The following is a 16,859-nucleotide window of genomic DNA, read 5'->3' as shown; positions in this document are numbered from 1 at the left end:
CCTCTCCCTAGGTTTTTGGCTGTTTTGGTGGATTTTGGACACACCTCTCCTGTCCGTTGCCTCCTGCATGGCGACGGTTGGGTGTGCTATTTAGCTGACAATTCCCAGTGGTTTGGCGGTCTTCCAGCCGCCGCGGGTGAAGTCAGGAAAATCTTTGCTGTTGCCCCGGTCGTTGACCGACTGTTCCGATAGCGGCGTTACGACAGACCATGCGGCAGCGTCGTATACATCCTGATCAAGCGGCTCCCCATTCCTGAGGCAATAGATCATGCGCCACAGCATCAGGAAGTCCATGCCGCCATGGCCTCCCGCTATCTCGGCTTCGCGCCCCATACGCTCCCACAAGGGGTGCTCATATTTCTTGTACCAGGGCTCCATGTCATAATCCCACTCGTGGAAGCTTTTGGGCTTGCCGGTTTCCGGGTCGATCATGCCGCCGTGCTCAACCGCAATGCGGTTGGGGAAGCCTGCGAATACGCCATTGGTGCCCTGGATGTGATTGTGGCGCGAGTAGGGGCGCGGGGTGGTGGTATCGTGCTGCACCATGATGGTGCGGCCAAGTTTGGTTTTGATGATGCTGGTGTTGATGTCACCGGCGATATAATTGAGCTGGTTGCGCTCATGGCCTGCCGGAAACTCGCGTTTCGCATAGGCCGCGCGGCCCAACGCGGGGCTGCTCATGGAGTTCATGTAATCGAACCGGTCACCCCGGTTGATGTTCATATATTGCGCAATGGGGCCAAGCCCGTGGGTTGGGTATAGGTTGGAGTTGCTTCTGGTATGCCACTCGGTGCGCCACGAGCCGGTCTTGTGATCAAGCTGTTTCATCTGCCAGCGAAGCTCATGAATATATGCGGCTTCACCATGCAGCAACTCGCCAAACAGGCCTTGACGCACCATGTTAAGTGCCATCAGCTCATCCCGCCCATAACAGACGTTCTCGCCCATCATGCAGTTCTTTTGGGTGCGTTCGGCGGTATCAACCAGCTTCCATGCTCCTTCGATGGTGACAGCCGCGGGCACCTCTACAAACACATGCTTGCCGCTGTTCATTGCATCCACAGCCATGGGTACGTGCCAGCGCCAAGGTGTTGAGATCAATACGAGGTCGATATCGTCCCGGTCCAGCATGTCGCGGTAGCTATATTCATGGGCGCCATATGTATCAGGCTTGGGGCGGCCGTTTGTGACAACAGAGTTTACCGCCCGGTCCAGTACCGCCTGATGGGTGTCGCATATGGCTTTGATGTCGACACCGTCGATCAGGCACATAAGGTTCACATGGTTGATGCCGCGCTCGCCGACACCAATAAAGGCGACGCGCACGCGGTCCATTTTTGGCACCACAAGGCCCATGACACTTTGTTGGCCCTTCGGTACACGCGCTGTTGCTGTCGGCGTGTTGCCCGATGCACATGCAGCCACGACACCGGTGGCAGCCAGTGCTGATGCGGTTTGCAAGAATTTACGGCGGTTCAAACGATCCATTCCCTCACCCTTATCTCTAATGTTTCGTATGATTTCGAAACTGCTGAATGCCTATAAAGAAAACGGCAATGAAAGTCCAAAAACAAGAAAAAAAACTTTCGAAAGCTTTCGTTTTAAGCCAGGAAAGGTAGGTTTGTTAAAAAAATATTCAGTAAAAATCATTTAATATCAATGAACTGAAGTTTCGAAAGGTGCTGTGAATTTTTTTTGGATTGAAAGGTTTCGAAAATTACCTCATACAAAAATGCGAAAGACATTGGTTGGGAATCGAAAGCATGAATACGATCGAAAGACGGCATGACATTGTGCAGGTGGCCCTGAAGGAGGGCAAAGTGCAGGTGCCTGATCTCGCCCTCAAATACGGGGTGTCTGACGTAACCATCCGCACGGACCTCAATATCCTTGATGAGAAGGGGCTTCTTGTGCGGGCGCGGGGCGGTGCTGTGGCCAGCAACCGTATCACGCAGGAGCTGTCGATTGACGAGAAACATGCCAAGCACTTGAGTGCCAAGCGCGGGTTGGCGCGGAAAGCCTGTGCGCTGATTAACGAGGGGGAGGCTATCCTCCTCGATTCAGGCACCACAACGGCAGAGATCGCCAATTCGCTTCACGCCTTCAAGCGGTTGGTGGTGATGACCAACGGCCTGAACGTAGCGCAAAACCTGATGACCCATACAGGTGTTGAGGTGCTGATGACAGGCGGTACCCTCCGCAAGAAGTCACAGTCGTTCTATGGGCGGCAGGCGGAAGAAAGCTTGCTGCGCTATCATTTCGATAAGGTGTTTCTGGGAGTGGACGGCTTTGACTTTCAAGCCGGGCTCACCACACATTTTGAACCGGAAGCGATATTGAACCGGCTGATGTGCGAGGTCTCAAAAGAGATCATTGTGGTGACGGATTCGTCCAAGTTCAATTGCTCTGGCGTGCATAAAATTCGCAGCTTCGCCGATATCAATATCCTGATCACCGACACCGGCATTCCTGATGCGTTTGCCCAGTCACTTGAGAAGGAAGGTGTGCGCATCATCATCGCGGACGACTAACCCCGCACACAACAAAACAACGCCAGCAAGCACAAGATCAAGGGACAAGAATATGCAGGCAATAAGGGACATCGTTGCGGCAAACAGGCGCGGGGAGATGCGGGGCATCTACTCGGTCTGCTCAGCGCATCCGCTGGTCATTGAGGCCGCGATCGAGCAGGCTCAAAAAGATGGCACGGCGGTTCTCATCGAAGCCACTGCCAATCAGGTAAACCAGTTTGGCGGTTATACCGGTATGAAACCTGCCGATTTTGTCTCTTTTGTTGCGCGTATTGCTGAAGGGCTCAGCTTCCCGTTTGAACGCGTGATGCTGGGGGGTGATCACCTTGGCCCTGTGTGCTGGCAAGCGGAAGGTGCCGATGCGGCCATGGCAAAGTCAGAAGACCTGATTGCAGCTTATGTCAAAGCGGGCTTCAAGAAAATCCACCTTGATTGTTCCATGCCCTGCGCGGGGGATGCGGTGCCGCTTTCGGATGAGGTTATAGCAAAGCGGGCCGCAAAGCTGTGCGCTGTGGCTGAACGCACCGCAAAAGCAGAGTTTGGCGATAGCGATGTCGTCTACATTATTGGCACGGAAGTGCCGCCACCCGGCGGGGCGGATGAGGAGATCACAACTATCGAGGTCACCCCCCCAGACCGCGCTCTCGTTACCCTTGAAACCCACTTCAAGGCGTTCGAGGAAGCGCACCTCCCATCGGTCTGGACCCGTGTGATCGGGCTCGTTGTCCAGCCGGGTGTTGAATTCGACCACACTGCCGTTATCGATTATGTGCCTGAGGCGGCAACAGCGCTGAAGGGCTTGATCGCCAAGGTGGATAATGTGGTTTTTGAGGCCCATTCAACAGACTATCAGGCACCGCAGAATTATAAGGCGCTGGTGCGGGACCATTTTGCGATTTTGAAGGTGGGGCCACAGCTTACCTTCGCGCTGAGGGAAGCGCTTTTTGCGCTCAGTTACATTGAGGACGCGATTATTGGTGCTGACGCCCGCTCAAACCTGCGGGATGTGTGCGAGGAAGCCATGCTGCGTGACCCAAAAAACTGGCAACGTTTTTATGACGGTACACCGGAGCGGCAGGCGCTTTATCGCCGCTATAGCTATAGCGACCGTATCCGTTACTATTGGCCGCAGAGGGATGTTGCGGCGGCAGTGGACAAGATGTTTGCGAACCTGGATGCGGTGAGTATCCCGCTGCCGCTTATCAGCCAGTTCATGCCCGCAGAATATGCGAGTGTGAGGCGCGGTGAGTTGCGGGCAGAAGCAAAAGAACTGGTGAAAGCCAAAATCAGGCAGGTGACAGAAACATATGCCGAAGCGTGTAACGGCAACAGCGGCTGAAGGCACGCCTAGCAGAGAGAAATACACCCGTTTATGACTGAATTTCTAAACATGACCGAAGAGAGCTTGCGCGCGAACGGCGCATACTGGACCGCGCGCGAGATTGCGCAGCAACCGGCCGCCTGGCGCAAGGTATGCACCGACGTTGCCGCGCAGCGCACGGCACTTGATGCCTGGCTTGAAGGTGTGCTCGCCCATGAGGGTTTGCGCATCATCCTGACCGGCGCTGGCACATCAGCATACGTGGGCAAGGCGCTCGCGCCGCATCTCAGCAAAGCCCTCTCCCGCCGGGTGGAAGATATCAGCACCACCGATATCGTCGCCAACCCGGATGGCTGGCTGTTGCGCGACAAACCCACGCTGCTCATTTCCTACGCGCGGTCAGGCAATAGCCCGGAAAGTGTCGGCGCGTATGAGCTTGCAGACCAGATCGTTGAGAACTGTTTCCATCTGGTTATTGTGTGCAACAAGGAAGGCGCGCTCGCAAAAGCCGCCCGGCAGGCTGCCAATAGCTATTGCCTGCTGATGCCTGAGGAAACGCTTGATCAAAGCTTTGCGATGACCAGCAGCTACACCTCCATGCTGGTGGCAACCCTTTGTGTGTTTACCGGATGCGACGCCCAGCTTGAAGCGGCTGCGGCGGCGACCGAGCAGCTCGTGGCAAACGGGCAGGATGATATCCGTGCGCTTGCCCGCACGGGCTTCAAACGCATCGCTTACCTTGGCAGTGGTGCCCTGATGGGTGTGGCGACAGAAGCCGCACTCAAGATGCTGGAACTGAGCGCCGGCCGGGTTGACTGTTATGCGGAAAGCCCGCTTGGTTTTCGCCATGGCCCTAAATCAATGGTGGATGACACGGCGGTGGTTGTCGTGCTGCCCAGCAGCGATGCCTACACCCGCAAGTATGATAGCGACCTGATCGCGGAACTGAGGCGCGATAACCAGTTCAAGGCGCTCAGGGACCTCTCGGAACTGCCCGCACTTCAGGGTGCCAATATGGGCGATATCTGGCTTGGGCTTCCCTATATCGCCTATTGCCAGATGCTGGCGTTTTACACCTCGCTCGCGCATGATGTCACGCCTGATAATCCTTGCCCAAGTGGGGAAGTAAACCGGGTGGTGCAGGGCGTGGCTATATATGGTTTTGAAGGATAGGGCATGATCTACGGCATTGATGTTGGGGGCACGAAGATCGAGATCGCGGTTTATGCCGATGACCTCAATGCTGTGGACCGGTGGCGCAGGGCCACACCAACCGATAGTTATGATGCTTTCATTGAAACGCTGGCCGAACTTACGGCTGAGGCTGACGCAAAATTTGCGGTTGAGGGCGCTGTGGGGCTTGGTATTCCCGGGCTTATTGATGCCGATGGTCGCTCCCTTTGTTCGAATATTCCGGCGGCTAATGGCCGCAACGTGCGGCGTGACCTCAGTGCCCGCATTGGCCGCAAGGTGACGATCGGGAACGATTGCCGCTGCTTCGCGCTTTCTGAAGCCACAGGCGGGGCGGGTGCTGGGTTTCGCAATGTATATGGCGCGGTGCTTGGCACTGGGGCCGCTGGCGGTTTTGTGGTTGATGGTGTGCTGGAAGCGGGGCGGCAAGGCATTGCGGGTGAATATGGCCATATCCAACTGCCTGCCCTGATGCAGCAGCGCTATGACCTGCCGCTCAGGTCGTGTGGGTGTGGGCTGCCAAGCTGTGTGGAAGGTTATATCTCAGGCCCGGGCCTTATGTTCCTGCAGCAGTATTTTGGTGGCAGTTTTGCCGATGCCCCCAGCCTCGCAACCGCGTGGCGGGCGGGTGATGCGGCAGCGGCCAAAACCTTTGATGTTTATATAGATATTCTGGGCTCAACCTTTGCGACCCTCGTATTGTTGCACGACCCGGATATCATTGTGCTTGGGGGCGGTGTGTCGCTTATTGACGGCATTCCTGAACGCCTGCCTGCGGCCATTGAAAATCATCTGTTCAACAACGCAAAAGCACCGGTGATCCGCCGCGCCAAATTTGGCGACGCCAGCGGCAGCCGCGGTGCGGCCATCCTGGCGCAACAGGCGGTTGCAGGCTGCTAAAAACACTCACTTTTCTGCCCTTTCAGAGTGTGAGGAAGAAGGCCGAAAGGGCTTTCCGGCTTTCTGGTTCATCCAGCGTGGGGGCGTGCCCAACGCCGGGTATCTCTTTTGATGTGAGGGTGGGCACACGGTCATGCATCTGCTGCACGGTGGTGGCAGACAGGACGTCCGAGATCGCGCCCCGCAGCACAAGCGTGGGCCGTTTGCTCGCCATATGCCTGAACTTGCGCCACAGGAAAAATGACGCGATCTTGATGGCGAACGCAGGCGCAGGTTTGAAAATCTTGGGGTCATAGTCGAAGGCTGGGCCGCCGTTCTCATCCACCCTGAAGGTGCGCTTGGCCAGCTTCTTCCAGTCGGCATCCTTGAAATCAGGGAAGGCCGTTTCGCCGGTGAACTTGGCGTAGGCCACAGCGTCCGCCCATGTACTAACAGGCGGTGTTTTGCCCGCGTATGACGCAATGCGTTTGAGGCCCGCCGGATCAACCGCAGGGCCGATATCGTTCAGCACCACGCCTGCGACCTGCCGGATGTTGGCAGATGCCATGCCCATGGCCACCAGCCCCCCGAGCGAGGTGCCAATGATGTAAGTGGCCTCAAGCCCCTCATGCTTTAGAAGCGCCTGCATGTCACGCACATAGGTGGCGGGCTTATAGCTGCGCCCTGTTGGGTCATAGCCTGATGGCCCACGCCCCCTCAGGTTCACCACAATCACCCGGCGACCGTGTTTCGCGAGCCAAGGCGCAACCTCGTCAAAATCCCGCGCCGACCGGGTAAGCCCTGGGATGCATAGGATCGGCGCTTCTTTGCTCGGGGCTGCGGGCGCATAATTCCGCGCTTCCAGGGTCAGGCCATCATGGGATCGCCAGCGAAGAGGGGTGTAATCAACTTCTGTGCTCATAAAGGGTCCAGGCTATTGGGGCGCCAGCGAGTAATGAGGCGCCCCTTTTTTGGTTTTTTAGAAACGATACTCAAGCGAGGCCGTGACGGTGCGCGGTGGGCCATAAAAGCCGATGATGCTATCGCCGAACGCAAGGCCGGGGAAATAGTACCCGCCGGTGCGGTATTTCTCATTGCCGAGGTTGCGGCCATGCACACCAACACGCCAGCTATCGTCAGCCGAGGTCCACACCACGCTCACGTCATAAAGCTGGTATGCTTCCTGATCGATCTCCGGCGCTGGTGTTTCAAACATGGAGGACAGGCTGCGGAAGGACATGCCGCCGCGAATGTTGATGCTGCCGTTGTCACCCAAATCATGGCGGTAGTTCAGCGCGAAGTTGCCGTTCCACTTTGGTGTGTTCTGGAACTGGCGGCTGTCAGCCACGTCGGTGATGACATAGGCGGACGGCGCGGATGGGTTGGGCGCATAGGCGAGATATTCATCAAACTCAGCGTCAATAAAACCGAGGCCGAAGTCGGCGCTTAGCGCATCGGTGAAGCGCGCGGTGCCTTCAATCTCAAGCCCCTTGATGGTGGAGCTGCCCACATTGTCAATGAAGCTGACAACGCCTGAGCCGGTGGCGTTCACCTGCTGGCTTGTCACCTGTTGCCCGTTGTAGGACGCATGGAAAATGGCTGTGGCGAGGGTGAGGCGGTTTTCAAAAAACGCGCCTTTGAGCCCTAGCTCATACGAGTCTACCGTTTCGGGTTCGTAACCATTTACCGTGTCGGGCGTGGCGACCGCATCGCCCCGCATGTCAAACCCACCGGATTTAAACCCGCGGCTATAGGCGGCATAAACGTTCATATCGTCGGTCAGCGCATAAGAAAGGCTCGCGCGCGGTGTAAACTCTTCAAAGGTGAGCGAGTTGGTATAGTCGGTCAGCAGTTGGATCTGGATACCGTTGCCGCCGGAAAGCGGGCTACCAAGGCCAAGATAGTTGGCCTTGAACACAACACCGGTTTTTTCGTCCCGCGTCCAGCGGCCACCAACGGAAAGGCTCAGCCTGTCTGTGATGTCCACGTCAAAGTCCGCGAACAGGGCATAGGATTTTGTATCCACCGTGCCGCTGGTGCCTTGCGTAAGGTTGGGTGTTGGCGCGCCGGGGATGGCGGAAGCGCCCAGCCCGATGATGGTGTCATAGCCCCCACTTGCGGACGCATCGAGATAGTAGGCACCCACAAGGCCATTCACGCCGCCGAAGCTCAGAAGCGCCTGAAACTCCTGAGAGAACTGGTTGTCGTCATACACCGTGTCGGGTGCGGCGATATCAAGGATAGGCGCTGGCGTGCCGTCAAAATCGATACCCTCGGTTGTTGTTACACCGTCCCTGTAAGCGGTGATGGACTTGAGCGTAAGTGTCTCATTCACTGTCCATTCCGCGAGGAAAGAGATGCCTTCGGTCACAACCTTGTTGAAGTCACCAAGCCCGGCCCAGGTGTCATACACCCCTTCCTGCACCGGGAAGGCCCCTGCAGGCACATTAATGCCAAACGGCACGGTGATGGGTGGGCCAGCATAGGCTGCGGGCACCGCCGCTTCCCTGTGGCCGTGGTTGGCGTTTGAGGTGTCTTCCGTGCGGTCAGCAGACGCGCGGAAAAAGAGGTCAGGCGTGGGGCTGAACTCAACGCTCAGGCGGCCAGACCATGCATCCTTGTTGTTGGTGTCTGCGCCGGTATATAGGTTTTCCCCATAGCCGTTGCGGTTATAAAGCCCGAATGCGCCGCCAACCGAGAGGGTATCTGTGAGCGGTACGGAGCCCGCGAAAATGAAATCATGCTGGCCGTAGCTGCCGAAGTTCGCACGGGCGCGGAACGTGGGCTCCCCCTTCATTTTGGCGGTGACATATTTAACCGCGCCGCCGATGGTGTTGCGGCCATAAAGCGTGCCTTGTGGCCCGCGCAGCACCTCGATGCGCTCAACATCCAGAATGTCGAGGATCGCACCCTGCGGGCGGGCGATATAAACATCATCCACATAAAGGCCAACGCCGGGTTCAAACCCCCAAAGCGGGTCTTGCTGGCCAATGCCGCGAATGAAGGTGGTAAGCGTTGAGTTGGTGCCACGTGAAACCTGCAATGTGAGGTTGGGTGTGGTGCGCTGGAGCGCGGTAATATCCGCCGCCCCTCTGAGATCAAGCTGTTCCGCGCTTTGGGTCGACATGGCGATGGGCACTTCCATCAGGCTTTCGTCGCGCCGACGCGCTGTCACCACAATGGTGTCGATGTCGGAGACCGTATCGGCCTCAGCGCTGTCTTGTGCAAGCGCAGGCGTACCCGCAAATGAAAGCGCCAGCATGGATGATGCGGCGGCAAGCCACGGCTGCCGCGTGATAGATTTGTTGACCGTCATCGACTTTCCCCTTCCCAAGGCGGTGATGTTCCACCTTCTCAGATGAATGAGTTTGCTGGTGTTGTCAATTTATTTATTAGTTGACCAATAAATAAATTTAGATAGGACTTGCCAACCGCCATCGCTTTGCGCACCTTATAAGGGAGCCGAGGGGAAGCGGCGCAGGTTACCGTGTATGTGGGGAAGCGTATGCCAGACGCAATGGGTCACAGTGTGGAAAAGCAACATGCGGCAAAACCGCGCCAACGCCGCCGCAAGCAGGCGGATCGGCGTGAGGAATCGTGCGAAAGCATATTGGACGCGGCAGAGGAGCTGTTTGCCCAGCGGGGCTATCACGGTGTAACCCTGCGTGAGATCGCGAAGGCATCAGGCGCAGATACCTCGCTCCTTCATTATTATTTTGGCACCAAGGACGCGCTTTTTAAGGCGGTGATCGAGCGCCGCGCAGACATGGTGAACAACAGCCGCATGGCGTCGCTTGATGCCTATGAGGCAGAGTGCGGCGGTGACTACACTGCCCTTGGGCTTGTCAGTGCTTACCTGAAACCAACCTTTGAGTTCATGATCAAGGGTGAGCCGGGGCACCTCAACTATGGGGCGCTGGTGGCCAAATTAAACAGCACCGTATCTGATCCTGAACTGAAGATCGCGGAAACACCGTTTGACGGGGTTGTGCACCGGCTGGTGAAGATGATGCGCCGCGTGCGGCCTGATCTTTCAGACGCGGATTTCTACTGGTTTTACCATATGATGTCCGGCTCTATCTCGCTTTCGCTGGCGCAGACGGGGCGCATTGATGTGCTCTCAAGCGGGCAATGCCGGTCAGACGATTTTGTCACCATCCTTGAACATATGACCGACCTTTACGGCCGTGCCCTGATGCAGATGGGAACAGGCCCAAGTGGGGCCTAAGCGCCGCCCCGGTGTTATGCCACCACTGTCAGGTATCCGTTTTCGACAAACATTTTGGTGAGTGCCACGCGTACGTCATCGCCCACCTCTCCCGGAATGTCGCGCACGCGAAATTCAGGCGTGTCCATCATGAAACGAACAGAGCCCTCCACCCCAAGGTGGATGAGCGTATGTTTGCCCGGTTGGCGGAAATCAAGGATGCTCGGGGTCACGCACAGCCGCGCTGTGGCCAGCGGGTGCTGGCGCACACGGCTATCTGGCGTCAGTGGTTTCGCCAGAGTGTTTTTGGGCAGGGTTGGGAGTTCCATCAGCATTTTTGCATGCCGGTGCGCGAGCGAATCCCGAATGAAGGCCTCTGACCGCAAACCCTGTTGCAGCTTGTGGATGGTCTCCCCGATCTGGCGCACCATGGGCTGGTTGAGCTGGTTATGCGCCAGGGCATCGGCGCGGCTGCCAAGCTGGGTGCGCAGGGGCATATCAAGGTCCGATAGATAATCCAGCATGGACATAACAGCGTCCCGTACCGTTACCGGCTTGAAACCGATGGCCAGATGAATGCTCTCGCTGGTGGATTGCACCGTGTGTGTTGTGCCGCGCGGCAGGTAAAGCAGATCCCCCGGGCTTACGTCATAGGTGCTATATTGCCCCATAGGCGGTTCACCTGCGCCAAGGGCTTTCCAGTCGTTTGGCAAGCGAGGTGGGTCGTTCGAGATAAACCAGCGCTTTTTACCAAGGAGCTGGATGATAATCACATCCACTTCATCTTCATGGATGGGGGCTTCAGCGCCACCTTCGCTCCAGAAAATAACGGTGCCGGTCGGGTTGCCGACCACGATATCAAGGGCGCGGTTAAACTCCGCCAAGGCGGGGGTGAGGTTGGTGGCCTCTGGCACGCGGATGGTATAGTCCCGCTCGTGATACTCTTTTATCAGGTCCGCGAAGCCTTGCGCGTCCGGCACGCGGCGCGGCATGGGCGGCGGGGTTGCCGCGTTGCGGATATGGCATGTCAGCGTATGGGCGTAATCTTCATATCCACCAAGGATGGTTTTTTTTGGGTCATCACCCAGAAGCATGCGGCAACCCGCGGCATCACCGCCGATGACAGCCAGATGTTTGCGGCCAAAAATCTCGTCGAAAAATTTGTCATATCCAATGGGGTCAAGAACCCGGGCGATGGTGTCTTTTGCTTCTTGCAGTATCATGCCGTGCCTCTGTGCCTGTCCCCGTCATGGGTGTCATGGTGCGAACAGGCGGATAGTCTCTCATGTGCGGGAGCTGAACTGCCCCTTGTTTTCGGTGCGGATCATGGCAGAAGTGCCCGGTGCGATGCAAGGGCCAAGCATACGGGAAATACGCCTCCCGCCACCACACGCGCTCAGACTATGGATTTATGCGTTGATGCCTCTATGCTGGGGTTGAAATCAGGGCGGCCTGACCCGCCCGCCGTATACCATGGGGGACAAGCGATGAGACAAACAACCGGTTTTGGATACTGCAAGGGTGTGGCGGCGGTGCTGCTCTTTTTTGTCGCGGCATGCTCGCCGGAGGCGGAAGAGCAACATGACCTCATCATCCGGGGCGGGTTGATTGTGGACGGCAGCGGGGCCGAAGGCTTCGTCGGTGATGTGGTGGTGGACGGTGATAAAATCACTGCTGTCACTGAGGGGCGGAGCCCAGCCAAGGCCGCGCGCGAGATTGACGCCAGCGGCCATGTGGTCTCTCCCGGTTTTATCAATATGCTCAGCTGGGCGCCGCACACGCTTCTTGTGGATGGGCGCGGCATGTCAGACCTGCTGCAGGGCGTGACGCTTGAGGTCATGGGGGAAGGTACGTCCATGGGTCCGCTGAATGACGCCATGAAACAAGACAAGATAGACCAGCAGGGCGACCTGCGCTTCCCCGTTGAGTGGACCACACTCGGTGAATATTTCGACTATATGGAAGCGAAGGGCATTTCACCGAACATCGCGTCTTTCGTGGGCGCCGAGACCGTGCGGGTGCACACGCTTGGGGAAGATGATGTGGCGCCAAGTGAGGCGGAACTTGCCACAATGCGCGGCCTTGTGCGGCAAGCGATGGAAGAGGGCGCGCTTGGTGTTGGCTCATCGCTGATTTATGCGCCGGGCACATTCGCGAGCACCGCTGAGCTGACAGCGCTGGTGAGCGAAGCGGCGCAGTGCGGCGGCATGTATATAAGCCATATGCGCTCGGAAGGGGGCAGGTTGCTGGAAGCGATAGACGAGCTGATCACCATCGCGCGGGACAGTGGCGCCCCGGCAGAGATTTATCATTTTAAACAGGCGGGGCAGGCGCACTGGGGCAAGATAGATGATGCCATCGCCCGCGTTGAAGCCGCGCGGGCTGAAGGGCTCAGGATCACCGCAGATATGTATACATATACCGCAGGCGCTACGGGGCTTGATGCAGCCATGCCAACATGGGTGCAGGCCGGTGGGTTTGAGAAATGGCGTGAACGCCTGCAAGACCCGGAAATCCGTGCCCGTGTGGCATCCGAGATGAAAGCGCCGGGCGACGGCTGGGAAAACCTCTATAACGCAGCGGGCGGCGCGGAAGGCGCTTTGCTGATGGGTTTCAAAAACCCTGATCTTAAAAAATATACCGGCATGACCTTGGCGGAAGTATCGGCCCTTCGCGGCACCAGCCCGGAGGAAACCGCCATGGACCTTGTGGTTGAGGACGGTACGCGGGTTTCTGTCGCATATTTTATGATGAGCGAAGAGAATGTGGCGCGCGCTGTGGCATTGCCGTGGATGTCTTTCGGCTCAGACGCCGGGGCACCTGCGGCGGAAGGGGTGTTCCTCAAATCCAATACCCACCCACGGGCTTATGGTAATTTCGCGCGGCTTCTTGGCCGCTATGTACGCGAGATGGGCGCCACCACGCTTGAAAGTGCTGTGCACCGCATGACAGCCTTCCCGGCCAACAATCTGGGGCTGAAGGAGCGCGGCATGCTGGCCCCCGGTTATTTTGGCGACATTGTTGTTTTTGACGCGGATACAGTCACCGACCACGCCACGTTTGATAACTCCCAGCAGTATGCCACAGGGGTGCGGGATGTGTTCGTGAACGGTGTGCAGGTGGTGGCTGGCGGCAGCCACACAGGTGCCACACCAGGGCGCGCTTTGCGGGGCAGTGGCTGGACAGGCTGGCCGGACGGTGGTGCCTGTAAGGGCTAATCTGTCGGCGCGTCAAGGCCATCTATAAAGACAAACCACCGGGCGTTGACCCGGTGGTTTTTTGTTTCACTCAGCAATTATGCCAAAGGATATCTGAAGGTTTAGTCCAGATCAGGCAGCATTGCCCCGCCGCGCACCCATGGTGCACCCGCTTCAATGAGCGCGGTTTCAAAGGCAGGCAGCGTTGTGCCCATCAGCGTTTCAAGCCGCGCTTTCACGCTTGCGAAAGCCTCAAGCGCATAGCCGAGCTGTTCGTGGCTTTGCGGTGTTGGGCCATAGCTTGTTGAACTGCTGAATTTGGCGAAGCTGACCCGGCTTGAGATGGTGGCAGGTGTTGCACCCATCTGCTCGCGGGACTGTTGCCCGTCAATCGCTTCTTCAATGCTGAAAAGCTCCGCCCGGATAGCAGCATATTGTGCTTCAAGCGCACTTTGGTCTGCCGTGCGGTCAAGCGCCGTACGGTAGCCTTCCATCTTTTTCTGAAGGTCAGTGATGGTGATGCTGGCCGCTTTCACCGCAGCTTCCGCCTTGATCACCCGCTGCTGGAAGGCACGAACTTCTGGCATTGGCGCGTTTTCAAGCGTTGGGTTGATATAGTTGGTAACGTTAAACGAGACCGGGGCAGCCAGTTCGCGGATAGTGCCATTTTCCCGAACATTGAGCTGCGCCGTATACTGGCCAGCCAACGCCATAACGCCTTTCAGCTCACCCAGATAGGACGGCCGTGGCTCATTGGTGATGGCTTCTTTCACCGCGTGGTGAAGGTCCCACGTTGCACGCTGTACGCCCTTTTTGTTTTGGGCCGCTACATGGCGGACAACGTTCCCTGCCGCATCACGAATGGTGATGAAAACAGCCGGGTCTTCTTCGCGGCGTTCAGCCTCCAGCACATCCCACGCAGGGAACAGGACGCCTTTGCCGTCTTTGACAGCCTTCTTGTCAGCCTCAACCCGTTTCTCTTTGGACGATTTGATGCTGTCCTTCAGATAATAGGTGAAGGTTGCGCCGTAAGGTGGGTTTTCGGCCACCCACTGGTCATCGCCCTGGCTGTCGCTATGAAGCTCGTCTTCAATATAGAGGAGCGTTTCCGGGTCCGCGAACAACAGCGCTTCATTCTCAAGCGCTGCGGCGTTAAGACCGCGAAGCGGGGTATAGTCATCAAGGATGAAGATGCCACGCCCGAAGCTGCCCGCCACAAGGTCATTTTCACGGCGCTGGATGCGCACATCACGGAAGGAGATGGTCGGCACGCCGCCTGTCAGCTCAATCCATTCCTTGCCGCCATCAACCGTGAAGTAGAGGCCGAACTCGGTCCCGAGGAACATCAGGTCCTTGTTCACATGGTCCTGCGTGATACGCCAGACGAGGTTTTTCTCCCCAAGGCCGGTGGTGATAAGCTGCCAGGACTTGCCGCGGTTGGTGCTCTTGATCAGGTAGGGTTTATAGTCCCCTTCCTTGTGGTTATCGAGCGCTGCGTAAACCGTGTCAGCGTCAAAACGGTCTGCTCTGATATCATTGACATAAGCACGTGCAGGCACGCCCTTGATCTTGCCAATTTCATAGCGGGTCCAGTTCTGGCCACCGTCTGATGTCACCTGAATGAGGCCATCATCGGTGCCCACATAGAGGATGTTTTCATCAACCGGGCTTTCCGCCACGTTCGCGATGGTGTGATAGTCAGACATGGCGTAAAGGTCCCACCCGGCCTCGCGGCTCCAGGTGCGGTCCATCATCGGCATATGCAGCCGGTTGCCGTTCCGGGTCAAGTCACCGGAGATCGGGGTCCAGCTATCGCCGCGATCGTCTGACCGCCACAGGCGCTGTGACGCGTGGTAAAGCCGCTTCGGGTCGTGATGCGAAACGTTAATCGGCGCATCCCAGTTGAAGCGTTCAGCGGGTTCACCCGGCTTGGGTTGCGGCTGAATGAAGGTGCTTTCACGCAGCTTGCGGTCGTGCCGTGTGAGGCTGCCCTTTTGCCACTGTGCGTAAAGGATATCAGGGTTGCCAGGCTCGGTCGCTGGTTGGTGGCCATCAGCCCCCAGGACCAGGAACCAGTCTGAGTTTTTGATGCCGTCCGCGCGCATGGTGCGGCTTGGCCCACCCTGGGTGGAGTTATCCTGCGTGCCGCCATAAACATTATAGAAGGGGTAATCGTCGTCAGCCGCGATCTTGTAGAATTGCGTGACGGAAATACCCTGCATGAAACGCCAGGTTTTCATATCGTCCCGGCTTTCATAAAGCCCACCATCGGAGCCCACGAGGATGAAATCCGGGTCGGTGGGGTGGAAAGCAAAGGCGTGGTCATCCACATGGCGGTTTTTGAGGTTCATGGTTTCCCATGTTTTACCGCCATCTTTTGAGACCGCGCTTGCGTTGTTGGACATATAGAGCATGTCAAACGTATCAGGGTCCGCGAAAATTTCCTGATAGTAGTGCGGGCCAGTGCCGCCTGCGACCTTGTCAGACATTTTCACCCAGCTCGCGCCCTTGTCAGACGACCGCCAGAAACCACCCTTGCGCTCATCAAGCTCGATCGACGCATAAACCACGTTCGAATCCTGTGGTGAAACAACGATGCTGGACTTGCCCATATTTTCCTTGGGCAGGCCGTTGGTCATCTTTGTCCATGTCTCCCCGCCGTCATCTGACGTATGAAGCGCGGAGCCCGGCCCCGTGTTTACAAGGGCTGCAACAGTGCGTTGGCGCTGCCATGTGGCGGCATAAAGCTTGTTTGGGTCTTTGGGGTCGATGGCAACAGAGCCAACGCCGGTCCATTCGTCACCCTCAAGCACATTGCGCCATGTTTTGCCGCCGTCCGTTGTCTTGAAGAGGCCGCGCTCACCACCCTTGGACCACAGCGGCCCTTGCGATGAAACCCACACGGTGTTGGAATCGGTGGGGTGAACGATGATGTCACCAATATGCTCGGACTTCCCGAGGCCCATGTTCTTCCATGTTTTGCCGCCATCAAGCGACTTATAAACACCGTCACCAAAGGCGATATGGCGGCCACCGTTGTTTTCGCCTGTGCCAACCCAGATAATGTTTGGGTTGCTTGGGTCAATGGTGACATCGCCGATGGAATAGACGGCCTGTTTGTCAAAAATCGGTGTCCATGTCGTGCCAGCGTTGACGGTTTTCCATACGCCGCCTGAGCCGATGCCCACATACCAGATATTTGGGTTGGTCTGGTCAACGGCGATATCCGCCACCCGGCCAGACATATAAGCAGGCCCAATGTTGCGGACCTTGAGGCCGTCGAATGTCTTGGCAGACATCAGTTTGTCATCATCTGCGCTCATCGCCGGTGTGGCAGCGAGCATAATTGCAAGTGCAATATTTATCCCGAACTTCATAGGTATCCCCCCGTTTGTATCGGTTCTTTTCAATTTTCTGTTGGAAGATGGCCCCCCAACACCCTTTGGATTGTCTAGGTCAGACAATTCTCACACATTACTCAACACAGACGGCGCTCCTGATCCGGACGCTATCGTGGCAGTTTTTAGTTCATC

11 protein-coding genes are annotated in these 16,859 nt (G+C 57.1%); 6 read left to right on the top strand and 5 right to left on the bottom strand.

Features of this window, described 5'->3' with window-relative positions:
* Positions 1–90 precede the first annotated feature (90 nt).
* Positions 91–1,488 carry a Gfo/Idh/MocA family oxidoreductase gene (locus ACN0XZ_RS00130; protein WP_417455667.1) on the bottom strand — a complete coding sequence of 466 codons (1,398 nt, stop codon included), beginning with the start codon at positions 1,486–1,488 and terminating at the stop codon, positions 91–93.
* A 275-nt stretch (positions 1,489–1,763) separates the two neighbouring features.
* On the opposite strand from ACN0XZ_RS00130, the gene agaR reads away from it, so the two are divergent.
* From agaR to ACN0XZ_RS00110, 4 genes are read left to right on the top strand one after another with little or no spacing between them, the layout of a single operon-like run.
* Positions 1,764–2,531, top strand: a complete 768-nt coding sequence (agaR, locus tag ACN0XZ_RS00125; protein ID WP_417455666.1) for a transcriptional repressor AgaR — start codon at positions 1,764–1,766, stop codon at positions 2,529–2,531.
* A 52-nt stretch (positions 2,532–2,583) separates the two neighbouring features.
* Positions 2,584–3,870, top strand: coding sequence for a D-tagatose-bisphosphate aldolase, class II, non-catalytic subunit (locus tag ACN0XZ_RS00120; RefSeq protein WP_417455665.1), 1,287 nt, complete (start codon positions 2,584–2,586; stop codon positions 3,868–3,870).
* Between the two features lie 33 nt (positions 3,871–3,903).
* Positions 3,904–5,025, top strand: coding sequence for an SIS domain-containing protein (locus ACN0XZ_RS00115; protein ID WP_417455664.1), 1,122 nt, complete (start codon positions 3,904–3,906; stop codon positions 5,023–5,025).
* A 3-nt stretch (positions 5,026–5,028) separates the two neighbouring features.
* A complete protein-coding gene (locus ACN0XZ_RS00110; RefSeq protein WP_417455663.1) occupies positions 5,029–5,943 on the top strand; it encodes an ROK family protein in 915 nt (304 codons plus the stop codon).
* A 22-nt stretch (positions 5,944–5,965) separates the two neighbouring features.
* Here ACN0XZ_RS00110 and ACN0XZ_RS00105 read toward each other — a convergent pair whose 3' ends face one another.
* The gene (locus ACN0XZ_RS00105; protein WP_417455662.1) at positions 5,966–6,844 is read right to left on the bottom strand and encodes an alpha/beta fold hydrolase; all 879 of its coding nucleotides are present in this window, start codon (positions 6,842–6,844) and stop codon (positions 5,966–5,968) included.
* Positions 6,845–6,901: 57 nt separating this feature from the next.
* Positions 6,902–9,238 carry a TonB-dependent receptor gene (locus tag ACN0XZ_RS00100; RefSeq protein ID WP_417455661.1) on the bottom strand — a complete coding sequence of 779 codons (2,337 nt, stop codon included), beginning with the start codon at positions 9,236–9,238 and terminating at the stop codon, positions 6,902–6,904.
* Positions 9,239–9,427: 189 nt separating this feature from the next.
* Between ACN0XZ_RS00100 and ACN0XZ_RS00095 the strand changes: the two genes are divergently transcribed.
* Positions 9,428–10,150: a TetR/AcrR family transcriptional regulator gene (locus ACN0XZ_RS00095; RefSeq protein ID WP_417455660.1), complete on the top strand. Its 723-nt coding sequence runs from the start codon at positions 9,428–9,430 to the stop codon at positions 10,148–10,150.
* Positions 10,151–10,164: 14 nt separating this feature from the next.
* On the opposite strand, the gene ACN0XZ_RS00090 is transcribed toward ACN0XZ_RS00095, so the two are convergent.
* Positions 10,165–11,352 (bottom strand): JmjC domain-containing protein, encoded by a 1,188-nt coding sequence (locus ACN0XZ_RS00090; RefSeq protein WP_417455659.1) that lies wholly within the window; start codon positions 11,350–11,352, stop codon positions 10,165–10,167.
* A gap of 264 nt (positions 11,353–11,616) precedes the next feature.
* Between ACN0XZ_RS00090 and ACN0XZ_RS00085 the strand changes: the two genes are divergently transcribed.
* Positions 11,617–13,347: an N-acyl-D-amino-acid deacylase family protein gene (locus ACN0XZ_RS00085; protein ID WP_417455658.1), complete on the top strand. Its 1,731-nt coding sequence runs from the start codon at positions 11,617–11,619 to the stop codon at positions 13,345–13,347.
* Positions 13,348–13,448: 101 nt separating this feature from the next.
* On the opposite strand, the gene ACN0XZ_RS00080 is transcribed toward ACN0XZ_RS00085, so the two are convergent.
* The gene (locus ACN0XZ_RS00080) at positions 13,449–16,703 is read right to left on the bottom strand and encodes a WD40/YVTN/BNR-like repeat-containing protein (protein WP_417455657.1); all 3,255 of its coding nucleotides are present in this window, start codon (positions 16,701–16,703) and stop codon (positions 13,449–13,451) included.
* Positions 16,704–16,859: the final 156 nt, after the last annotated feature.

This window comes from Kordiimonas sp. (assembly GCF_048264555.1).
Classification (GTDB): domain Bacteria; phylum Pseudomonadota; class Alphaproteobacteria; order Sphingomonadales; family Kordiimonadaceae; genus Kordiimonas.
This window is presented reverse-complemented; position numbering and strand designations above follow the sequence as displayed.

What these genes read in the sequence shown, in the direction of transcription:
- ACN0XZ_RS00130 (WP_417455667.1), bottom strand. Translation starts at nt 1,488, where the DNA reads ATGGATCGTTTGAACCGCCGTAAATTCTTGCAAACCGCATCAGCACTG.
- agaR (WP_417455666.1), top strand. Translation starts at nt 1,764, where the DNA reads ATGAATACGATCGAAAGACGGCATGACATTGTGCAGGTGGCCCTGAAG.
- ACN0XZ_RS00120 (WP_417455665.1), top strand. Translation starts at nt 2,584, where the DNA reads ATGCAGGCAATAAGGGACATCGTTGCGGCAAACAGGCGCGGGGAGATG.
- ACN0XZ_RS00115 (WP_417455664.1), top strand. Translation starts at nt 3,904, where the DNA reads ATGACTGAATTTCTAAACATGACCGAAGAGAGCTTGCGCGCGAACGGC.
- ACN0XZ_RS00110 (WP_417455663.1), top strand. Translation starts at nt 5,029, where the DNA reads ATGATCTACGGCATTGATGTTGGGGGCACGAAGATCGAGATCGCGGTT.
- ACN0XZ_RS00105 (WP_417455662.1), bottom strand. Translation starts at nt 6,844, where the DNA reads ATGAGCACAGAAGTTGATTACACCCCTCTTCGCTGGCGATCCCATGAT.
- ACN0XZ_RS00100 (WP_417455661.1), bottom strand. Translation starts at nt 9,238, where the DNA reads ATGACGGTCAACAAATCTATCACGCGGCAGCCGTGGCTTGCCGCCGCA.
- ACN0XZ_RS00095 (WP_417455660.1), top strand. Translation starts at nt 9,428, where the DNA reads ATGCCAGACGCAATGGGTCACAGTGTGGAAAAGCAACATGCGGCAAAA.
- ACN0XZ_RS00090 (WP_417455659.1), bottom strand. Translation starts at nt 11,352, where the DNA reads ATGATACTGCAAGAAGCAAAAGACACCATCGCCCGGGTTCTTGACCCC.
- ACN0XZ_RS00085 (WP_417455658.1), top strand. Translation starts at nt 11,617, where the DNA reads ATGAGACAAACAACCGGTTTTGGATACTGCAAGGGTGTGGCGGCGGTG.
- ACN0XZ_RS00080 (WP_417455657.1), bottom strand. Translation starts at nt 16,703, where the DNA reads ATGAAGTTCGGGATAAATATTGCACTTGCAATTATGCTCGCTGCCACA.